Source organism: Pedobacter rhizosphaerae (genome assembly GCF_900111155.1).
Taxonomy (GTDB): Bacteria; Bacteroidota; Bacteroidia; order Sphingobacteriales; family Sphingobacteriaceae; genus Pedobacter; species Pedobacter rhizosphaerae.
In genome coordinates this window covers 1-21,964 of record NZ_FOGG01000045.1, presented here as the reverse complement: position 1 = coordinate 21,964, position 21,964 = coordinate 1, and the positions used below count along the sequence as shown (strand labels likewise).

The following is a 21,964-nucleotide window of genomic DNA, read 5'->3' as shown; positions in this document are numbered from 1 at the left end:
TTTTTTTAAAGCGAGGCTGAAACAATCTCAACGACAAATCCATCTTCAACTTATTTGATGTTAAAACGTTTTTTTAATAAATTGCGGATTAATTCTCATTCGGTTCATCCGTAATTAATCATTTAATGAAAAAATTATTCCTGATTATTCCCTTCTACTTTCTCGCTATATTTTCAAATGCACAAACCATAGTAGCTGAACCAGAAATTGGTGATACCGAAACTGACCTGGTGCAAACGCCTGTAGCCATCATTCCCGAACCGGTTTCAATACTCAAAAAAACAGGTTCTTTTACTTTACCTGAAAATGTAAGTATTCTGGCACCAAAGAATGAAGGCTTAAAACAATCCATCGCTTTTTTATCAGAAAGGATTACTACCGCAACCGGAAAATTTGTAAGTACTGTTACCACTGCAAATCATCCTACCATCAAATTGATTTTAAATAGCCAGGAAGACACACAATTGGGTACAGAAGGCTACAAACTCCATGTTAACCCTACTCAAGTAGTCATAACCGCTAACAAACCGGCAGGTATATTTTATGGTGTTCAGTCGTTAATTCAACTTTTCCCTGCCGAAATAGAAAGCAAAGAATTAGTGAATAACATTAAATGGAAAGCACCTTGTGTAGATGTAACCGATTATCCCAAATTAGGCTGGAGAGGATTAATGTTTGATGTTGCCCGTCACTTCTTCACCAAACAGGAAGTAAAGCAATATATAGATGCCATGGTGCGCTATAAATTCAATCTTTTACACTTACACCTCACAGATGATGAAGGCTGGAGAATCGAAATCAAAGGTTTACCAAAGCTAACTGAAGTAGGTGCCTGGAGCGTTAAAAAAGTAGGCACCTTTGGCGATTTCACGCCACCTACAGCGGATGAGCCACGCACGTATGGTGGTTTTTATACACAAGAAGATATTAAAGAACTGGTACAATATGCCCAGGAACGTTTTGTTAATATCCTTCCGGAGATTGATGTACCGGGTCATAGTTTAGCAGTTATCGCATCTTACCCGGAGCTTTCCTGCACACCTGATGCGGTAAACTACAAGGTACGATCTGGAGAAAAAATTATGGATTGGAGCCGTGGAGCTCCTCCTTTGGCACTTGTTGATAATACGCTTTGTCCGGCAAATGAAAAAGTATATTCTTTTTTAGATACCGTTTTAACACAGGTAGCACAGCTGTTCCCTTTCGAATATATCCACATGGGTGGCGATGAAGCACCTCATAACTTCTGGGAGAAAAACGATCAGGTTAAACAGCTTATGCAGCGTGAAGGACTAAAAACAATCCCACAGGTACAGGCATATTTTGAAAAAAGAGTAGAACAAATTGTTGTTTCCAAAGGCAAAAAATTCATGGGCTGGGATGAGATTCTGGAGGGAGGCGTTTCTCCTACAGCTGCTGTAATGAGCTGGAGAGGTATGAAATATGGTATTCAGGCCGCCAACGAAAAGCATAATGTAGTGATGAGTCCAACAGAATTCGCCTATTTAGATTATATGCAGGCAGATGTAAGTACCGAGCCACGGGTGTATGCCTCGTTACGTTTAAATAAAGCTTATCAATTTAATCCGGTTCCGGCCAGCGTTAATCCACAATATGTAATTGGAGGCCAGGCTAACTTATGGACAGAGCAGATATATAATATTCGCCAGGCTGAATACATGACCTGGCCACGGGCATTTGCCATCTCTGAATCCATCTGGAGCCCTGCTGAAAAGAAAAACTGGACCAACTTTGTTGACCGTACCCAACAACACTTTAAACGTTTAGATTTAGCTGAAACAAAATATTCGCCTGCCATTTACGATCCCATTATCAGTGTGAGAAGAAGTGCAGACAAACAACTGCTGGTTGAACTAACGCCAGAGATAGATGGCTTAGAGATTTACTACAGCTTTGACAACTCTTCCCCCGACCGTTTTTATCCTAAATATACCTCAGCCCTGCAGGTTCCTAAAGATGCCAGCATGATGCGCATTATCACTTATAAAGGCAAAAAGCCTGTTGGCCGATTAATTAGTATTCCGGTTTCAGACCTTCAGAAAAGAACAAAATAGTGGCTAAAGAAATTGAAAGAAAGTTCCTGGTAGATCATCAAAGGTGGTCTGCCATGGTTAAGCCTGCTGGTCAAAACTTTAGGCAAGGCTACCTGTTAACCGATCCGGAGAAAACCATCCGCGTTAGAACCACCTCTACCAAAGGTTATTTAACCATAAAAGGTAAGAATGTGGGGGCAACCCGAACAGAATTTGAATATGAGATTCCACATGAGGAAGCTACAGCACTGCTCAATGATTTTTCAAGCACAGAGCTATCTAAAATTCGCTATGAAATTGAGCACAGCAATAAGCTTTGGGAAGTTGATGTATTTTTAGGGCATAACGAAGGGTTGGTTGTTGCCGAAATAGAGTTAATCAGCGAAGAAGAAAGCTTTGAAATCCCGGAATGGATAGATAAAGAGGTAACGCATGATCAAAGGTACTATAACTCCAATTTAACACTTGCTCCTTTTAATACATGGAACTGGGAATCGGAATGATGCAATGTGGTATTTAGTATTTAGTCGTTAGTAATTAGACAAGGTGCAGATCTTTCAATCGCCTATCTTTACACTCGATACTTTTTACTTGATACTTGATACTTGATACTTGATTCTCAATACAGTACACAGTATAAAGTCGTTAGTAGTTAGACAGGGTGGAGATCTTTCAAGAGCCTATCTCGATACTTGATACTCGATACAGTACAGAGTATTTAGTCGTTAGTACTTAGACAAGGCATATATCTTTCAGCCGCCTTCTCTTGATACTTAAATCGTAATAAACTACTTAGATGTCTAAGGTGTCTTAGGTGGTTACATCTTTCTCGATACTTGCTTCTCGATACTTGGTACTTGGTACTCAATACTACATAAATATTTCATTAGTTCAACTCTTTTCCTATATTAGTTTAACATATCATCCTTGTTTAATTGCGAAACTGGCACGTCCCCTCTAAAAAAGCTGGTTTCCTTGTATGCCTATTATTAAACAAATACATAAAAGGATGAAAAAAAGTAAATTTTTAATGCCTTTAGTGATTGCAGGTACGCTGTTTTTGGCGAGCTGTAAACCTAAAGATGCTGCTATTCAGGCCGCCATTCAGGCAAAAGAACCTGCAGGGATTGTTGTTTCCGTAGAAAAGGGTCAGGTAACCCTAACCGGACATGTTTTAGATGAAACAGCGAAAGCTAATGCTGAAAAAATCGCTACAGCGGAAAAAGGTGTCAAATCTGTACTGAACCAGCTAACCGTTGTTACTGTAGAAAAGCCAATAGTTATTGCGGCTGACACGACATTAATTAAAAATGTTGCCGATGCGGTAAAGGACTTTCCATCTGTTAAAGCTGATGTTAAGGATGGCGTAGTTACCCTAACGGGAACCGTTGAAAAAACAACTCTTATTAAGCTTATGCAGCTTTTGAGCACGTTAAACCCGAAGAAGATAGAAAATAAATTAACGGTTAAATAGTTGGATATGGCACTTCAAGATAAATATAAGGGATTAACAGATGCAGCAATTGCTGCTGGCATTACCAACCTGGCTGTAAGAGAGCAAGATGGAATATTGTACATAGATGGTACAGCCAACGATGGGGCAACAAAAGATCATTTATGGGAGGTTTATAACCAGACAGACCCCAATTTTGTCTCTGGCGATTTGGTGTTGAATGTAAATGTTTCTATCAATGCAGCAGTAACTAAAGCCAAGGTAATTACGCAAAGTAGCAACCTCAATATTAGAAAAGGCCCCGGAACGGATCAACCAATTGTAGGCAAGGCCGCTCACGGAGAAATCATCACGTTAGTAAACAGAAGTACCGATTTGTGGTGGTTGGTTAGAACAAATGATGGCGAAGAGGGATATTGTTATGCACAATATTTAGCCCCACAAGCCTAATATTACAAAAAGAGGTTGTTTCATAAATTAAATTGCATCCAACGCTATCACGTTGAGCCTGTCGAAACGCTATAATTGCAAACTTCGGATGTAAATGGATCTTTATAATGCAGCCTCTTTTTAAATTTATAAAAGATAGTTTTCGTGTGCGAAGTTGAGCAAACCGATAATCGATTTAACTCCGGTTTTTCGCCAGATGTTCTTGCGATGGGTTTCTACGGTATGTTCAGAAATAAATAACATCTTTCCGATATCCGCAGAGGTAAATTCCTTAGCTATTAACCTGATAATTTCAATTTCTCTAGGTGACAGACTATTAACCTTTTCGTTAACAGTTTCACGATGAAAACCATTTTTATCTGATATGGATTGCTGAATATAGGTGCCTCCTTGCATAACTTGTTCAATAGCCTTGTTAAGCTCGCCGTTCTTAACATTTTTCAATAAGTATCCGGAAGCGCCTGCTTTCATCATGGCCGACATGTTAAAGAAATCATTATGCATAGAAAGTGCGATTACTTTTATGGCTGGATGATTTTTTTTGATATGCTTTGTTAAATCAATTCCAGATTTAACGCCCAGGCTTATATCGGTAATAACCAGATCAGGTATTTTAACTTTAATATAATGTTCTGCCATTTCTACAGAATTGGCCTTACCAACCACGGTAATTTTCTTGGAGTCCCGTAATATGGCTTCAATTCCATCCATTAAGATGTCATGGTCATCAACTAAAAAAACTTTTACTTTCTCCATAACCTTAAGCGTCAGTGTATTTGGATTCTGTTATAAATCTAAGGGATGTAAATTTCAAAATGGCCGTTGTTCCTCTGTTTAGCGTGGTATCCAACGTTAAATGTCCATCAAAAATTTTTATTCGGCTTTCCAGATTGTTTAATCCCAGGCCATACTTTCCATTATTTTTATCAAAACCTTGTCCATCATCCTCCACCATCAACAGCACTTCTTCTTCGTTAATAATTAATTGAATGCTGACATTACGGGCTTTGGCATGCTTCAATACATTATTGATTAGCTCTTGGAATGATCTATACACTACAACCCCCATTACATCATTAATGTTTTCAAATTCTACATGATAATACAAAGAAAAATGAACGCCACTTTCCGCATCATTTAGCTGGTCAACGCTGTATTTAATCGCTTTCACTAAACCAACCTGCCGCAATAGTTCTGGAGTCATCTGGTGAGATATCGCACGCACCTCTTCCCCTGCCCGATCGATCAGGAAATCTACCTTTTCAAAATCAGCTCCATTCTTTATTGCCTTCTTTAATTGAAGTGATATGGCTGCTAGGGTCTGGCACACCCCATCATGTAAGTCGCCTGCAATTCTTCTTCGCTCATTCTCTTCTGTTTCCAGAATGGCAACAGCCTTTTGCTTCTGCTCCAAAACCTGTTCTTCTGCCCTTTTTGCTCTATATCTGTTTTGAATGAGGTAATAAATATAAATTCCTGAGGCAATAACCAGCAATAACCCAGATACCAAAACAACCAGCCATTTTTGTTTATTACTGATATCCAGCTTGCTCTCCAGGTTTTCTTTCTTTAATTTAAGATTCTCTGAGGCCTTTTTTTCAGAGTCATATTTAACTTGCAGTTCTGCCAGTGCCTTGCTATAATTTCCGGAGCTAATACTATCCTTAAGCGAAATCAGCCTATTAAAATATAAGGCAGCATTTTTATAATCGCCAGCACTTTGGTAACTACTGGCTAGCGTTTCATAAGCGCCCTGTAATTTAAGCTCTATTTTATTTTTGGAAGCAATGCTTTCTGCTCTTTTTGCATAGAGAACAGCCTGCTGAGGTTGTTTAATTTTCAGATAAACATCTGCAAGCTCCAAATAATCGCTGGCTAACATCGCCGGATCTTCTACTTTTTCTCTGGCCTGGCTGGCCTCCTTTAAATAATTTATTGCCTCAGAAAATTTCCCCCTTTGATAGTAACTTCTGGCCAGAATGTTCAAACCGTTAGCTAAATCTGTCATACTGGATGTTCTCTTAGCTGCATCAATCCCTAATACCGCTTTTTCTTCTGCCAATTGATAATTACCCAACATATTATAACAGGAAGCAATATTGCACATTACGGTTGCTCTGTTAGGGTAATCTAGCTGTGGATTAAGCGTTACAATCTCATTGAAAAAGGTAATGGCTTCTTTGGGCTTACCATCTTCCATATAGGCCCATCCAATACTCAGTAGAACCCCATTTTTATTAACAACATCCTTTTTTATTTCCGCAATTTTCAGGGCCGCATTAAAATTGCTTACCGCTAAATCAAACCGCGTTTTCTTCACATAACATTGTCCTTTTAAAATATAGAACTTAATCTCAGCCGGATCTTTAGATATATCGGCTATATGGCGCAAAGCGCTATCAATAGATGCAATACAAGTGTCTACAGGACTATGCCTGTATTTTAGCCAGGAGCGGAAAAATGCACTTTCTACCTGACCGTGTTTGTACTTTAACTGGTTGGATAATCTGGCAATAATCGCCATCTTTTTTCGTGCTTCTGCTTCATCACTTCTCATTAAAGCAGGAACCTCATCAATCAGTGTTCGCACATATATTGTATCTAACTTTTGGCTTTTCCCAAAAACCGGCAGACTTAATTGCAGTAAAAATAAATTGAGCAAAAGTAGAAAGACATACCTTTGCCAGTCTGTTAGTGTGAGGCGCATATAAGGGATGATAAGGATTTATTTATCCTAATTTAACAAATATTTGGCTACTCTGTAAAATCTATCCTACAAAAAAACGCCGATCAGTAAATTAATTACCGATCGGCGTTATATTAAATTTTATTTAATGGCTTACTTCGTTACTGGTAACTGATTAGCAGGTTGTGCCGCATTTGGATTTACCTTTTTTATTCCTTTCAATTCCACATCAAATACCAATGGAGTAAAAGGATTAATCGGGCCACCGCCATTTTCACCATAACCTAATTTAGAAGGCAAAATCATTTTAATTTTACCACCAACACCAATCATTTGAACACCTTCAATAAAACCTTGTGCCAATTGACCTAAAGGCATTGGGCGTGGCGCATATTGAGCCATTGGCGAATAAATACCTGCCTCTTTTGCAATTTTAGCATTAGACGTATCAAAAACATTCAGTTTACCATCAGCTTTTTTGTTGGTAAACTGACCAGTATAATCCACGATAACCGTATCAGTCAAATTTGCTCTTTCAGCATTACCAGGCGTTTCAATAACATACTGCAAACCAGAAGGAGAAGTAGTTACTTTAAGGTTATTATCTGCAACATATTTAGAAATTTTGGCAGATTCGTTCGCTTTATTTTTAGCGATTAAAGCTTTATATTCTGTTTCAAAGAAATCTCTTTTCTTTTTTTCGAAAGTCGAATCAGGCTCGTTGGCCACTTTATGCAGTACCTTTTCTATCTTAACCGTAAAAGTTGCATAGTTATCTTTAGCACCTGTAGGTTTTGGCTGACCAGAATATTTTGCCATTGAATCTAAGTTCAATTTAAAAACTGCACTATCCCCTTCACCTAAAAGCTTAAGGGCGGCAACCATGTCTCCTTTAAACATCGATTTACTGATGGGGAAAAATGCCGGGCGTTCATTATCATATGTATTTACGAGAGTCGAATCGCCATTAGATTTGGTTTCAACCACTTGTATTCCGTTTAATTTAACAAAATCACCCTCCTGAATTTTTGGTTTCCCTTCACTTTTGTAGATCTTGTAAACCATATCGCCTTCGCCCTTTTCAAATCTATTACAAGCAGTTAAGCCTAAACTTGCTGCGAACAAAATAATAATACCCTTTTTCATTTTTTATTTTAAAATTTCTAATCTCATGCTTAAAAAGCATGCCAAATATAGTTTTATATTAACAGGCAAACAATAATTTTATTTTAATCGTACAGAAGTAGCTGGCTTACCAAAACGGATAAAAAAAGAAAAGCCCCGTTCTGTAAGGAACGAGGCTTTACAAATCATTTTTGATTGATTATTTAGTAGCTGGAAGTACTGCTGGTTGAGGAGCTGTACCTTTTTTAATATCAGTAATTTCTAAATCAAAAACGATAGGGCTATATGGCATAATACCTGCCTGCATAGCGCCTTGTTCGCCATAACCTAATTTAGAAGGGATAATTACTTTAATTTTACCACCTTTTCCAATTAATTTTAAAGCCTCAGTAAAACCTGGGATAGTACCACCAACAGCCATTTTAGTAGGGCCATATGGTCTTCCTGGCTGGAATTTATTTTCCGCTTTTGCTAATTTCTCGTCGCTGGTATCGAAAATTGGATATTTTCCTTTAGCGTCTTTTTTAGTCAAAGAACCAGTATAGTTTACAGTTGCAGTATCGCCTTCTACCACACGCTCAGCATTACCTGGAGCAGAAATGATATATTGTAAACCACTTGGAGTAGTTGTTGTTTTTAAGTTGTTATCTGCTACGTAAGCTTTAATTTTTCCTTCTTCAGCACCTTTCTTTTTAGCGATAGATTCTTGATAATCTTTTTGGAAAAACTCACCAGCTCTTTTTCTGAATGTTGAATCAGCTTCTTTAGCATCTTTTTTGAATACTTTTTCTACTTTAACTGTAAAAACCAAGTATTTATCATTCTTAAATTGCTCAGGTTTAGGCTGTTTGCTATAAAAAGCCATCGTATCTAAATCAATTTTGAATGTTGCACTATCGCCTTCACCAAACATGGTTAACACGTCGTTCATATCGCCAGCATACATTTTTTTAGCTACTGGAAATACTTGAGGCATTTCGTTATCATAAGTATTCGCTAACACAGAATCTTTCTGGTTTTTCTGAATAAAATTCAATTTAACAATATCACCTTCTTTAATTTTTTCTTTACCATCTGAGTGGTGAATGGTGTACAACAAACCTCCTGCACCTTTTTTCTCTCTGTTACACGCTGCTAAACCCAGAGTGGCTGCTAATAGGACAATTATTCCTTTTTTCATTTTACTTTTTAAATTAATTTTTGATTTATTTATATCGTTGTATTAAGCAATAAGCTGATTTTTGTAATCTTTAAGCAGAGCTTTAAAATCCTCCACTACTTCATTTAAAGGCTTATCTGAGGCACCACCTGCTGCATTTCTATGACCACCTCCATTAAAGTATTTCTTACAGATTTCATTTGCAGGAAAATCTCCGGTTGATCTTACCGATAGTTTCACTTTGTCGGTACGCTCAATAATTAAGGCGGCTAATCTAATTCCATTGATAGACAGCGCATAATTTACCACTCCCTCAGTATCTCCTGTAGCACTGTTGTAACGGGCTAATTCTTCTTTAGTTACCGTAATTATGGCCGTATTATATTCTCTTAAAACTTCTAACTTATTGGATAAACAATAACCTAGAAATCTTAAACGATCTTCGCTGGCATTATCATATACCAGTTGATGAATTTTCCAGTGTTCTGCACCTAGATCAATCAGGTTAGCGGCAATGCGATAAACTTCCGAAGTAGCAGATGGAAAACGGAAAGAACCAGAATCCGTCATGATACCTGTATATAAGCATGAAGCAACATCCTTATTAATACCAGCCACATCTTCCAGTTGATTGGCAATAAAATCATAAACCAACTGGGCAGCGGCACACGCATTAATATCCCAATGGCGGTAATCGTCAAAATCCTCAGGCTCGAGGTGATGGTCGATCATGATTTTCTTGGCCTGAGCTGCTCTTACCAATTCACCTAATTCGTTAATGCGACTTAAGGTATTGAAATCCAAACAGAAAATAATCGAAGCTTCTTCCACTAATCTGGCTGCCTGCTCCTGTTCTTCCGTAAAAATAATTACCTCTCCGTTATTGGGCATCCAATGCAAAAAGCTTGGATAATCCGTTGGCGTAATCACTTTTACGTGATGTCCCTTTTGAATCAGGTAACCATATAATCCCAATGATGATCCCATGGCATCGCCATCAGGTTTGTGATGCGTAGTGATCACAATTCGTTGAGGTGTTGCTAATAAAGATTTTAATTCCGTTAGTGTCAGCATATTTTTTAAGCGCTGCAAAGCTAAGTAATTTTAAACTAGTAATAAAAGTTTTTGATTTGGGATTCGACCGAGCAAATTATTGGTTTAATTTCATTGTTATATTGTTATAGGTATGGAGCAGAGGTATTGTTACATGGCTGAATTGATATATTGTGACCGATTTGGCGCAGAGATATTGTTATATGGCACCATTGCTATATTGTTATGATGCAAAATGCCTATACTGAAATCAAATTGGTGTTTATGTAAGACTTTCATACAATTAAGCAATTTATTTCTTGCTCCTGCCTGTCAAACAATTAAACAGTTAAACCTTTCATTTCCATCTCAAGCCCTTCACACAATTAAGCAATTTGTTTCTTGCTCATGCCTGTCAAACAATTTAACAATAGAGCAATTAAACAGTTAAACCTTTCATTTCATCTCAAGCCTTTCACACAAATAAGCATATTGTTTCTTGCTCCTGCCTGTCAAACAATTTAACAATTAAGCAATTCAACAGTTAGGCAATTAAACAATTCGTTCCCCAATTAACAGCTAAACGTTCCGTTTCCCCTCGTGCCTTCCATACAATTAAGCAATTCAACAGTTAAACAATTAGTCTCCCAATTAAAACTATTCAGCTATCGAACCATATTGATTATTCGTCAATTAAAACGTATTTTTGCAGAAAATTTGATAATAAGCACAATGAGTACTAACAGAACTTTTACCATGATTAAGCCTGATGCTGTTGCCAATGGCCACATCGGAGCAATCTTGAACGACATTACCAATGCAGGTTTCAAAATCATTGCATTAAAATATACTAAACTAACTGACGAAACTGCTGGTCAGTTCTATGCAGTTCACGCTGAGCGTCCTTTTTACAAAGATTTAGTTGGCTTTATGTCTTCAGGACCAATTATCGCTGCTATTTTAGAAAAAGATAATGCAGTTGAAGATTTTAGAAAATTAATCGGTGCTACTAACCCTGCTGAAGCTGCAGAAGGTACAATCCGTCAAAAATATGCTAAATCTATCGACGCAAATGCGGTTCATGGTTCAGATTCTGACGAGAATGCAGAAATCGAAGGTAACTTCTTCTTCAAAGCAGACGAACGTTTCTAATCTTATCCCAAAAGCTTTTATAAAACCTCGAATTTTTCGGGGTTTTATTATTTAAAAGAGTTTGTATCTTTCAGACTTAAAATTATTCGAACTTATTTCGGTAAGACTATACATGATTAAATGAAAAAAGTATTCTTAACTGCATTTGCATCAGGATTAATTCTGACTTCTTTTGCACAAACCAAAACTGCTGCAAAAAAGCCTGTAGCTAAAAAAACGACCACTGCAGCTAAAACAACCGCTGCTCCTGTTGCACTTAAATCGGCTTTAGATTCTACGAGTTATGCCTTTGGTACTTCTATCGGCGCAAGCTTAAAAACAACGGGCCTAAGTACATTAAACTATGAAGTTTTATTAAAGGGCTTAAAAGATGCCTTTACAGGTGGTAAAGTTATCCTTAACCAACAACAGGCACAAGAGTGTATCAGCGGGGCAATAACCAATGCCAACAAAAGCAAATTCACGGCTAACATTGCAGAAGGTAAAACTTTCTTAGACAATAATAAGAAACGTGCCGGTGTACAAACTACAGCAAGTGGTTTACAGTACGAGGTAATTACTGCGGGTACAGGCATTAAACCTCAGGCTACCGATTCTGTTTTGGTACATTATAAAGGAACACTGATAAACGGAAAGCAATTTGACAGTTCATATGACAGAGGCGAGCCAATAACACTTACCTTAAATCAAGTAATTAAAGGCTGGACTGAAGGTTTGCAATTAATGCCTGCAGGTTCAAAATATAAACTTTTTGTGCCTTATAACCTTGCCTACGGCGAACGCGGTGCAGGTCAGGACATTCCGCCTTACAGCACCTTGATTTTCGAAATTGAACTGTTAAAAGTAAACGGTAAATAAATGTTTTTCTAAAACATTCTTTAAGTAACTGATGTTAGCCTATACAAATTAACATCAGTTATGAGAAGAGCATTTCCGTTAGTACTTATCGCATTTTTATGCAGCACCTTAACCAGTTGTGAATTGGTAGAAGGTATTTTTAAAGCAGGCATATGGACCGGCATTATTGTAGTCGTTGTTGTAGTTGCCTTAGTGATCTGGATTCTTGCCAAGATATTTGGAGGACGTTCTTGAGTGAATCAGTCTAGAGTCAATAGTCTTAAGTCCCAAGTCTTGATACTTGATTCTTGATTCTCGATACTAAAACATAGTAAAAGGTTGAGGGATTACGCCTTCAACCCTTTTAAAGAAATACCATTTCGGTAATTACTTCTGCCCCCGCATGTTCGTTTAGTTTTTGAATGATCCCTTGCCTCACCATTACCAGTTCATTCTTAATTACCGAAGATTCAATGCGAATAAACAATTTCCGGTCTCTGATATAGATTTGTGTGGTTCTGTTGGCGATTGCAGTGCCCATTATTTCTGGCCATACGGCCACAATCGAAGTTTCATCGAACTTTCTGCGCAGTCGATAAACGTCAAGCATTTTACCAATTGCATCTTTCAGGGTAACATCATTAGGTTTACGCATTTTCGATTTGTCCGTTATCTACTGTAAATAAAGTTACACCAACTTCAATGGTTTTAAAAATAGATTTTACTCTTTCTATCCCGGTGTCTGTGATAAAAATCTGCCCAAAATCATGGTGGGAAACCATTTGCATTAGCTTTTGTACGCGATCATCATCCAGCTTATCAAAAATATCGTCTAGCAGCAATAGCGGCTTAAAACCTTTATTTTTGGCAAGGTAAGCATACTGAGCCAGCTTAAGGGCAATTAAAAAAGATTTCTGCTGCCCTTGTGAACCAAATTTTTTAAGCGGCATTTCATGAATGCTGAAAGCCAGCTCATCTTTATGAATACCTGTAGTTGTACGTTCCAAAACCCGGTCTTTTTCAACCGACTTTTCCAGCAATTGCTCAAAAGGAACATCAGCTAGCTGAGATTGGTATTGAAGTGCTACTGTTTCCTTATTATTTGTGATGTAGATATAGTACTGATTAAAAAGTGGAATGAACTCATCCATAAAAGCCTTTCGGGTGGCAAAAATCTTCTTACCTGTTTGCACAAGCTGTTCATCCAAAATTTGCAAGAGTGTCGGATCGTATTTTCGGGTGATGGCAATTTGCTTAAGAAAAGCATTTCTATTTAATAACACCCGGTTATAGGCAATCAACTGATCTAAATACTGCGCATCTGTTTGCGAGATCACATTATCGATAAACTTCCTGCGTTCTTCACTCCCATCCATAATCAGATTAACGTCATAGGGGGAAATCATCACTACAGGGAATAAACCTATATGATCGGCCAGCTTTTCGTATTCCTTCTTATTACGTTTAAATTGCTTCTTCTGATTCCTTTTTACACCACAGCTAATTTTTTCACTTTTATCATTCCGGTCAAAATCACCCTGAACCATAAAAAATTCCTGCCCATTTTTAATCTGCTGCCCGTCTATCGGATTAAAATAGCTTTTGCATAAACACAAATAGTGTATAGCGTCGAGCATATTGGTTTTTCCAGATCCATTGTTGCCCGTAAACACATTTACTGTTTCCGAGAACTGGATACCTGCATCTGTATAGTTTTTAAAATTGAGAAGGGTAATGTTTTTTAGCCACATAGATCAGCTACAAATTTACCTTTTTTTAACCTCTTAATGTCAATCTTTAAAATAAAGGTTGACTGATTTTGAAAAAAGTACTACATTCATGTAATCGAATATACATGGTCGCACAAAAAATGTTAGCAGGGAATGTTTTATGGTCTTATGACTATGAACTTTCCGACAGAAAAAACTTAGGCTTCTTCCAGAAGTTGAGCAGATTATTTTCTTTTCTTAAGCCTCCTCATCACCATGAAGGCGATATTCTACTGGCTTCTAACGGAATCTTTATTGCAGGAGATCAGCCTTTAGAGATGCCTATTTCGCATATCGAAGAAGTTTATATGGGTTTTGATGACACATTCCCCGCCACTGCACTAAAAAATTTCGGCCTGTTTTGGCAACCCATCAGAATAAAAACAATCATTAACCGATCAGAAAGTCAGACTGTTTACTTAGTGATTAACCACAATGGCCTGTTTAGCGATAATCAAACCTGGTTTAACACACTAATTAGTCTGCTTCGTTAATTCGGAAGGAATTTCTCCATTTTGTTACTTAAATAACTAAAGTCTAATTAAATACTTCAAAATAAAGATTGATACTTTGACTTAAAAATGTATTTTTGCAATCTTAATTTTTTAAAACAAACATGTCTACAACAGATAATCAGACAATTCAACCCGTTAAAAAAGGTTCATTCTTACAGGAAAATAACAAGAGCTTATTGTTTATAGCAGCAGCTATCGTTTTATTAATCTTAGTATATCTTTGGTATCAAGGCGTGTATTTAAAAGGCCGTGCTGAAGAAGCATCAAGCAAAATGTTTAAAGCTGAGCAATTGGTAGGCGTAGATTCATTATCTTCAAGAGCAGTAAAAGGCGAGCTTGGTGTAAATGGCTACCCTGGATTAGAGCAAATTGCAAAAGAGTATGACAATACAAAATCTGCAAACTTAGCTAACTTATATCTTGGTGGTATCTATCTACGTAAAGGCGAATACAAACAAGCTATCGATGCTTTAAGCAAATATAGCGCTACTGGCAGCCCTGTTGCAGATCCATTAGCTTTGGGTTTACTTGGCGATGCTTACAGCGAATTAAAAGATTTTAAACAAGCTGCTACTTATTACAAAAAAGCAGCAGACAAGGCAAGTAAATTTACTTCGCCAATGTTCTTGAAAAAATTAGGTTTGGTTAACGAAAACTTAAATGATTTCTCTGGAGCAGTAGATGCATACACCAAAATTAAATCTCAATACCCTGAAAGCGCAGAAGCTCAATTAATTGATGCTTATATCGCAAGAGCTCAAGGTAAAGTAAAATAATAATCCATTTAAACGGAACAGAAAAGGAGATCATCGCAAGATGGTCTCCTTTTTTATTATGCAGCAACCTCGTCTCTATTATTATTAGAAAAGCCAGGACAGTAATCCTTTTGAATGTTAGTCCTCTCCGTTTTATTCCCGATAAAAAATCGGGAGATGCCACTGCGATCAGGTTTAGTGAGAAAGGAAAGTGCTACTTCCCTATCCAAGGTCTGTTTTTTTCCTTACTTATTAAAGGCGGTCATGGTTTTAGCCGGACCTATGGTTATAAAGCTTTTAATCAGCTCCACACTCTTATCAATTAGCGCAGGAAGTTCCAATTGCTCTTCCTTATCAAATTGGCCGAGTACAAAGTCTACCTGTCTGCCTTTGGGGTAATCATTTCCTATACCGAACCGCAGGCGGGCATAATTCTGTCCACCGCAAACTTCTTCAATACTCTTTAAACCATTATGCCCAGCGCTACTCCCTTGCAACTTTAAACGTAATTTTCCTAATGGGAGTGCTAAATCGTCGACAATTACCAGCACGTTTTCCGGTGCTATCTTCAATTCTTTCATCCAATAGTTTACCGCTTTACCGCTCAGGTTCATAAAAGTTGTTGGCTTAATCACGTGGAGTTTTTTACCTTTAAAACCAACCTCTGCATAATAAGCTAAACGAATATTATCAAAACTTCCATTTAAATCTTTTACCAGTTCATCAGCAATATCAAATCCGATATTATGCCTGGTATGTGCGTATTCAGGGCCAATGTTCCCCAAACCAACTATGAGATATTTCATGCTGCAAATGTAAGAGAATTAGGCGAAAGTTGTAATCCCGATCGCTACCCTCAGCTTAAACTTGTTGCAGGGTATTATCTTAAAGATGCTGAAACAAGTTCAGCAGGACGGGATTTTTAATATGATCTCTTAATAAACCCATAGCACCATCGTCACCCTGAATTTATTTCAGGGCCTTATACTAAAAGATGCTGAAACAAGTTCAGCAGGACGATTATCGAGAAGATCGCCTCAAAAATTCAATCCAAAATACGTCACCCTGAATTTATTTCAAGGCCTTATACGAAAGATGCTGAAACAGGTTCAGCAAGACGGGATTTTTAACATGATCTCTTAATAAATCCCTAGCACAATCGTCACCCTGAATTTATTTCAGGGTCTTACACTAAAAGATGCTGAAACAAGTTCAGCAAGACGATTACCGATAAGATCGCCTAAAAAATCCAATCCAAAATCCGTCACCTTGAATTTATTTTACTTCGTAGCTCTCCGCTGCGCTATGGGTCAGGGCCTTTATTAATATTATTAGAAAGATGCTGAAACAAGTTCAGCAAGACGGGATTTTTAATATGATCTCTTAATAAACCCCTATCACAATCGTCACCCTGAATTTATTTCAGGGCCTTATACGAAAGATGCTGAAACAAGTTCAGCAGGACGATTATCGAGAAGATCGCCTCAAAATCCAATCCAAAATCCGTCACCCTGAATTTATTTCAGGGCCTTATACTAAAAGATGCTGAAACAAGTTCAGCAAGACGCTTTGTTGATGGCATTCTTTAAAGGTTCTCAAATGAACTTTAAGAAAAAGAGGGACAAAAAAAAGGTGCAAAATTACTTTTGCACCTTTTCCGTAATAATCAGCAGGCCGATTATTTTTTACCTTTAGCAGCTTCAGTTTCTGCTTGTTTCAATGCTCTTGACATTGCTACTGAAACGATAGTATCTTCAGGAGTGTTAGTGATAACATAATTATCGCCTTTCAAATCGCGAACGCGGAATAAGTTACCTACTTCTAATTTCTCGATGCTAACTTCTACGTTTTGTGGCATGTTAGCAGGTAATGCTTTAACACGTAACTTACGTAATTTTTGGATTAATTTACCCCCCATTTTAACACCTGGAGAAGTTCCGGTTAATTTTACAGGAATTTCCATTACAATTTCTTTTTCATCAAATAACTGAAGAAAATCGATGTGGATTAATACATCTGTAAGTGGGTGGAACTGAGTATCTTTAACGATAGCTTTAGTTTTAGCACCGTTAACTTCGATCTCTACAAAGTTCACTTCCGGGGTATAAATAACATCTCTTAAGTCGGCAATAGTAACAGCTAAATGTTGTTGCTCTGTACCACCATACAATACCGCCGGAACTTTACCTTCGTAACGAAGTTCCTTGGCATCGCGTTTCCCTACGTTCTCTCTTGGAGAACCGCTAATTGCGATTGTTTTCATTTTTATATATTTATTTTATTAGTATTAAGTAGTTAGTATCGAGTATTAAGACTGGATGCCTTATACCCTAAACCTCTTACCTTTGTTAGTATCGAGTAGTTAGTATTGAGTATCAAGACTGGAGGCCTTATACCCTAAACCACTTACATTTTTTTATACATTAAAAAGATCACTGATTGATCCGTGTTCGTTTACATTAGCAATTGCTCTTGCAAATAAACTCGCTGTGCTCAGTACTCTAATTTTATCACTTTCTTGTTTTAAAGGAATAGTATCAGTTACGATTAATTCTGATAAAACTGAATTTTCTACTGTTTCTATTGCTTTTCCGGATAATACTGCATGTGTACAAACTGCTCTTACACTGGCTGCACCATGTTCCATAATCAAAGCTGCCGCTTTAGATAAGGTTCCTGCTGTATCACAGATATCATCAATTAGCACAACATCTTGTCCGGTAACATCTCCAATAATCGACATAGATTCGATTTCATTGGCACGCTTACGGCGTTTATCACAGATTACAACTTCAGCATTAAAGAATTTAGCAAAAGTACGTGCTCTGTATGAACCGCCCATATCTGGCGATGCAATAGTTAAGTTCTTTAAGCCAAGGCTTTTGATATAAGGAACAAAAATAACCGATCCATCTAAGTGATCTACCGGAATATCAAAGAAGCCCTGAATCTGTGCCGCATGCAAATCCATTGTCATGATGCGGTGAATACCCGCAGATTTCAATAGATTGGCCACCAATTTAGCACCAATTGCTACACGAGGTTTATCTTTTCTATCCTGACGGGCCAAACCATAATAAGGTACCACTGCTGTAATGTAATGTGCAGATGCTCTTTTTGCAGCATCAACCATTAGCAAAAGTTCCATTAAATTATCGCTGGGTTGGTAGGTAGATTGGATTAAGAAAACATCGCAACCTCTGATCGATTCGTCAAAAGAGGGTTGAAACTCTCCATCGCTAAATCTATGAATACTTACTTCACCAAGTGGCTTGCCGTAATGCTCAGCGATTTTTAGTGATAGTCCTCTAGAACCTGTTCCGGAAAAAAGTTTTACCGGGTTAAACTGCAATGGCATGATCCGTGTGTAGTTTACGCTTAAAAAAAATCGGATCATGTTTTTGAGAACACGATCCGAACTTAAAATTTTCGTTGTCCGACCTGGATTCGAACCAAGACAAACGGTACCAAAAACCGTTGTACTACCCTTATACTATCGGACAAACTTTTATCGAGAATTACTTCTCGAAAGGGAATGCAAATGTAGAAAGCTTATTTCAAATTTGCAAGAGTGATTTTAAAATATTTTTAATTTCTTTTCTCGCGCTTTCTGATTGCGATGCAAAGATAGAAAAATGATTAAATACCGTGCAACTTTTTCTTTTTTTCTACGACATTTTAGTTTAGAAAACCGATAACTCTTTTACAATCAATCAGAAAAAAATCACTATGAATTACTCCAAAATCAATTCCCTGGCTGGTTGGGCATGTTTTTTTATTGCTGCAACAACATATATTCTCACTTTAGACCGCTCGGTAAGTTTCTGGGATTGCGGAGAATTTATCGCGTCGGCCTACAAAATGCAGGTAGTACATCAACCCGGTGCTCCCATTGTTTCTATGATCCAAAGGCTATTTTCCACTCTGGCTCTTGGCAATCCTACCCTAGTAGCTTATTTCATGAACCTCGCTTCGGCAATTGCTAGTGCCGCAACCATTATGTTTCTTTTCTGGACCATCACTGCACTGGCAAAAAAAGTTGTCGCCAAAACAGAAACCGATCTTAGCCAATCTAAAACCATTAGTATTGTTGGAGCCGGTATTGTTGGTGCTTTAGCTTTCGCATTTTCAGATAGTTTTTGGTTCTCAGCCGTTGAAGCGGAGGTATACGCCATGTCGTCGCTTTGCACGGCTGTTGTGATTTGGGGAATATTAAAATGGGAATCTCAGGCAGAACAACCACAAGCAGACCGATGGCTATTATTTGTAGCCTACATGATTGGAATTTCTATAGGGGTGCACCTGCTTAATTTATTGGCGATACCTGCAGTGATTTTTATATACTACTTTAAAAAGGCTGCCAAACCCACCTGGCAAAGTACATTAAAAGTGTTTGCCATTGCCATCGCGGTACTGGCATTTGTTCAATTTGGGATTATACAATATTTAATCTCTTTTGCAGCTCAGTTTGATTATTTCTTCGTGAATACCCTGGGTTTAGGCTTTGGATCGGGAATTATATTTTTTGCCATGCTCCTGATCGGAAGCTTAATCTACGGTATTCGTTATTCCATACTTAAACGGAAAAGATTTCTTCATCTATCTCTCCTTTTTACCGTATTACTCATTTTTGGCTACAGCTCTTTTGCATTATTAATTATAAGGGCACAAGCTAAACCAAACTTAAATAATACTGACCCTGAAAATGCCTTTAACTTTTTAAGCTATGTTAATCGCTCCCAATATGGCGACAGACCATTGCTTTTTGGTGAAAACTACAATTCTGAGAAAATCGACATTAAGGAAACAGGAAAACTTTATCGCAAGGGAGAAACCAAATACGAATCGGCGGGGACCAGGTCTGACTACGTATATCGCGATAAAACGCCTATCCCCCGCATGTATAGCGACAAGGCAGAACACATCAATTTTTATAAAAGCTGGATGGGCTTTGAGGATAGTCATAAACCTACATTAATAGACAATTTGAATTACATGTTCTCCTTCCAGGTTGGACAAATGTACATGCGTTACTTTATGTGGAACTTTGTGGGCAGGCAAGATAACCAGGATGGACAACACGGCGGTAATAAGGGTGCCTGGCTCAGTGGAATAAAACCAATTGATAGTCTGCACCTGGGCAACCAGCAAAACCTTCCCCCATCAATTACTGAAAACAAAGCTTACAATCGTTTTTTCTTTCTGCCGTTAATTATCGGATTAATAGGGGCACTTTGGCATTTCAAACGAAATCAAAAAGATGCAGGTGTACTGGCATTGTTATTTGTGTTTACGGGTGTAGCCATTGTAGTCTACCTTAATTCTGTTCCTATCGAGCCCAGAGAGCGTGATTATGCCTATGTAGGCTCGTTCTACACCTTTGCCATTTGGATTGGGCTGGGTGTTTTTGGATTGAAAGACTGGGTGTTTAAAAAGATTAATCCTGCTAGAGCGAGTATATTGGCTTCAGTTATTGCACTCGCAGCCCCTATTATTATGCTTCAACAGGGCTGGGATGACCATAACAGATCTGAAAGTCATTTGGCACGAGACATTTCTATCAACTATCTGAAATCATGTGCTCCAGATGCCATATTATTCACTTATGGCGACAATGACACCTTTCCATTATGGTATGCCCAGGAAGTAGAAAATGTAAGACCTGATGTTAGAATTGTGAATTTGAGTCTTTTTACCGCAGATTGGTATATCGATGGGATGAGGAAGAAATCTAATGCATCGGCTCCGCTTCCACTCAGCTTAAAACCCAATCAATATGTTACCGGAACCAGAGATATCATGTATTATCAGGATTATAAAATCGCTCAATCTATTGAACTGAAAGAAATCGTGGCGGTTTTGCTCTCTGATCATGACGAGGATAAAGTAACGATGAGTGATGGTTCAAAATACAATGTTCTACCCACCAAAAATCTTAAAATATCAGTCAACGCCAAAGAGGTAGTAGATACAGGCACTGTACCACTTGAGGATGCAGGCAAAATTGCCAAAACTATGGAATGGACCTACAATGAGGATTACGTAACGAAAGGTACTCTTGCTCTATTTGACATCCTGGCCAATAACAACTGGAAACGCCCAATTTACTTCAGCAATGCCATGCCATCTGCTCAATATATCGGTTTAGATAAATACCTTTACTCGGAAGGATTAAACTTAAGACTTTTACCGCTGAAGCCAGAAGAGTCTAAGCCAGAGCAGCATGAATTGGTAAATGTGAAACCGCTCTACAACAATCTGATGCACCTTTACAGGTATGGAAATATCAAAAACGCCAATTATTTAGATCGCCAATCTGCTGATGATGTAAATATGTTTTCCAACATGTTCAATAGTTTAATCACCAAACTGATTAGTGAAGGAAAATTTGAGGAAGGGAAAAAGGTTGCCAATCATTATTTCAAAGTTATCCCTGATCAATTTCACAGCATGTATCAACTGGCGAGTACATTTTACCTCACCGAAAACCTGTACCGTTTAAATGATGCACAGAAAGCTAACCAACTGATTAATAAATCTGCAGATTACATGAAAAAGGAATTGACCTATTTAGCCGATGTTTCCATAAGCAAAAATCAACTGGCATCGGAAAGAGAAGTACAATTTTACATGACATTTTTGGGGCAGATGGTTCAGTTAACGCAAAACCATAAGCAGATTGCGTTGAGTAAAAAGCTTGAACTACAGTATAATCAGCTGTTAAGCCGGTTTAGTCCTTTTATAAATGGTTAAGTAAGGATTAAAAGTTACCCGGTTGGTGTATCACACCGGCCGGATGATTCTTTTCTGGTTCGAAACTTTTTTACCATTTAAGGCATGTAAGTTCATGGTAATAACCACCTCCATTCTAGTCGTAGCGCCTCCAATGCTATTAACTTAAGGAGAAAACTAAAATGTATTGTCATCCTGAGCCTGTCGAAGGGCAATTCATTTTAGTTTTCGACTTATTAAGAAGG

At 37.8% G+C, this 21,964-nt stretch carries 19 protein-coding genes; 9 read left to right on the top strand and 10 right to left on the bottom strand.

Going from position 1 to position 21,964, the window contains the following annotated elements; genetic code table 11:
- Positions 1-125 precede the first annotated feature (125 nt).
- The 4 genes from BMX11_RS21980 (at position 126) to BMX11_RS21965 (ending at position 3,957) form a co-directional block, all read left to right on the top strand.
- Positions 126-2,075 (top strand): beta-N-acetylhexosaminidase, encoded by a 1,950-nt coding sequence (locus BMX11_RS21980; protein WP_090888968.1) that lies wholly within the window; start codon positions 126-128, stop codon positions 2,073-2,075.
- A complete protein-coding gene (locus BMX11_RS21975; RefSeq protein ID WP_090888965.1) occupies positions 2,075-2,557 on the top strand; it encodes a CYTH domain-containing protein in 483 nt (160 codons plus the stop codon). Before BMX11_RS21980 ends, BMX11_RS21975 begins: the two co-directional genes overlap by 1 nt.
- 506 nt (positions 2,558-3,063) lie before the next feature.
- Positions 3,064-3,528, top strand: coding sequence for a BON domain-containing protein (locus BMX11_RS21970; protein ID WP_175474644.1), 465 nt, complete (start codon positions 3,064-3,066; stop codon positions 3,526-3,528).
- A 6-nt stretch (positions 3,529-3,534) separates the two neighbouring features.
- Complete coding sequence (locus BMX11_RS21965; protein ID WP_090888961.1) at positions 3,535-3,957, top strand: SH3 domain-containing protein; 423 nt, start codon at positions 3,535-3,537, stop codon at positions 3,955-3,957.
- A 126-nt stretch (positions 3,958-4,083) separates the two neighbouring features.
- Here the strand turns inward: BMX11_RS21965 and BMX11_RS21960 are convergent, their stop codons facing one another.
- The 5 genes from BMX11_RS21960 to BMX11_RS21940 form a co-directional block, all read right to left on the bottom strand.
- Positions 4,084-4,713 carry a response regulator gene (locus BMX11_RS21960; protein WP_090888958.1) on the bottom strand — a complete coding sequence of 210 codons (630 nt, stop codon included), beginning with the start codon at positions 4,711-4,713 and terminating at the stop codon, positions 4,084-4,086.
- 4 nt (positions 4,714-4,717) lie between these two features.
- A complete protein-coding gene (locus tag BMX11_RS21955) occupies positions 4,718-6,664 on the bottom strand; it encodes a tetratricopeptide repeat-containing sensor histidine kinase (protein WP_090888954.1) in 1,947 nt (648 codons plus the stop codon).
- A gap of 132 nt (positions 6,665-6,796) precedes the next feature.
- Entirely contained in the window at positions 6,797-7,789 is a 993-nt protein-coding gene (locus BMX11_RS21950) for an FKBP-type peptidyl-prolyl cis-trans isomerase (protein ID WP_090888951.1), read from the bottom strand.
- A 178-nt stretch (positions 7,790-7,967) separates the two neighbouring features.
- Complete coding sequence (locus BMX11_RS21945) at positions 7,968-8,948, bottom strand: FKBP-type peptidyl-prolyl cis-trans isomerase (RefSeq protein WP_090888949.1); 981 nt, start codon at positions 8,946-8,948, stop codon at positions 7,968-7,970.
- Positions 8,949-8,990: 42 nt separating this feature from the next.
- Positions 8,991-10,001, bottom strand: coding sequence for a DHH family phosphoesterase (locus tag BMX11_RS21940; RefSeq protein WP_090888945.1), 1,011 nt, complete (start codon positions 9,999-10,001; stop codon positions 8,991-8,993).
- A gap of 690 nt (positions 10,002-10,691) precedes the next feature.
- On the opposite strand from BMX11_RS21940, the gene BMX11_RS21935 reads away from it, so the two are divergent.
- Entirely contained in the window at positions 10,692-11,111 is a 420-nt protein-coding gene (locus BMX11_RS21935; protein ID WP_090888943.1) for a nucleoside-diphosphate kinase, read from the top strand.
- A gap of 120 nt (positions 11,112-11,231) precedes the next feature.
- Positions 11,232-11,969 (top strand): BamJ family beta-barrel-assembly machinery protein, encoded by a 738-nt coding sequence (locus BMX11_RS21930; protein WP_090888940.1) that lies wholly within the window; start codon positions 11,232-11,234, stop codon positions 11,967-11,969.
- Positions 11,970-12,312: 343 nt separating this feature from the next.
- Here the strand turns inward: BMX11_RS21930 and BMX11_RS21925 are convergent, their stop codons facing one another.
- Positions 12,313-12,603: a DciA family protein gene (locus BMX11_RS21925; protein WP_090888937.1), complete on the bottom strand. Its 291-nt coding sequence runs from the start codon at positions 12,601-12,603 to the stop codon at positions 12,313-12,315.
- Positions 12,596-13,699, bottom strand: coding sequence for a DNA replication/repair protein RecF (gene recF / locus BMX11_RS21920; RefSeq protein ID WP_090888935.1), 1,104 nt, complete (start codon positions 13,697-13,699; stop codon positions 12,596-12,598). Before recF ends, BMX11_RS21925 begins: the two co-directional genes overlap by 8 nt.
- Positions 13,700-13,803: 104 nt before the next feature.
- Between recF and BMX11_RS21915 the strand changes: the two genes are divergently transcribed.
- Both BMX11_RS21915 and BMX11_RS21910 read left to right on the top strand, forming a co-directional pair.
- The gene (locus BMX11_RS21915; protein WP_090888932.1) at positions 13,804-14,211 is read left to right on the top strand and encodes a hypothetical protein; all 408 of its coding nucleotides are present in this window, start codon (positions 13,804-13,806) and stop codon (positions 14,209-14,211) included.
- 122 nt (positions 14,212-14,333) lie between these two features.
- A complete protein-coding gene (locus tag BMX11_RS21910) occupies positions 14,334-15,008 on the top strand; it encodes a tetratricopeptide repeat protein (RefSeq protein ID WP_090888928.1) in 675 nt (224 codons plus the stop codon).
- A 224-nt stretch (positions 15,009-15,232) separates the two neighbouring features.
- On the opposite strand, the gene pth is transcribed toward BMX11_RS21910, so the two are convergent.
- From pth to BMX11_RS21895, 3 genes are all read right to left on the bottom strand, one after another.
- Positions 15,233-15,793: an aminoacyl-tRNA hydrolase gene (pth, locus tag BMX11_RS21905; protein WP_090888925.1), complete on the bottom strand. Its 561-nt coding sequence runs from the start codon at positions 15,791-15,793 to the stop codon at positions 15,233-15,235.
- Between the two features lie 872 nt (positions 15,794-16,665).
- Positions 16,666-17,250 (bottom strand): 50S ribosomal protein L25/general stress protein Ctc, encoded by a 585-nt coding sequence (locus BMX11_RS21900; protein WP_090888922.1) that lies wholly within the window; start codon positions 17,248-17,250, stop codon positions 16,666-16,668.
- Positions 17,251-17,403: 153 nt separating this feature from the next.
- Positions 17,404-18,345, bottom strand: coding sequence for a ribose-phosphate pyrophosphokinase (locus tag BMX11_RS21895; protein WP_090888919.1), 942 nt, complete (start codon positions 18,343-18,345; stop codon positions 17,404-17,406).
- A gap of 371 nt (positions 18,346-18,716) precedes the next feature.
- Here BMX11_RS21895 and BMX11_RS21885 point away from each other — a divergent pair, with 371 nt between their 5' ends.
- A complete protein-coding gene (locus tag BMX11_RS21885; protein WP_090888916.1) occupies positions 18,717-21,740 on the top strand; it encodes a DUF2723 domain-containing protein in 3,024 nt (1,007 codons plus the stop codon).
- The last annotated feature ends 224 nt before the right edge of the window (positions 21,741-21,964 follow it).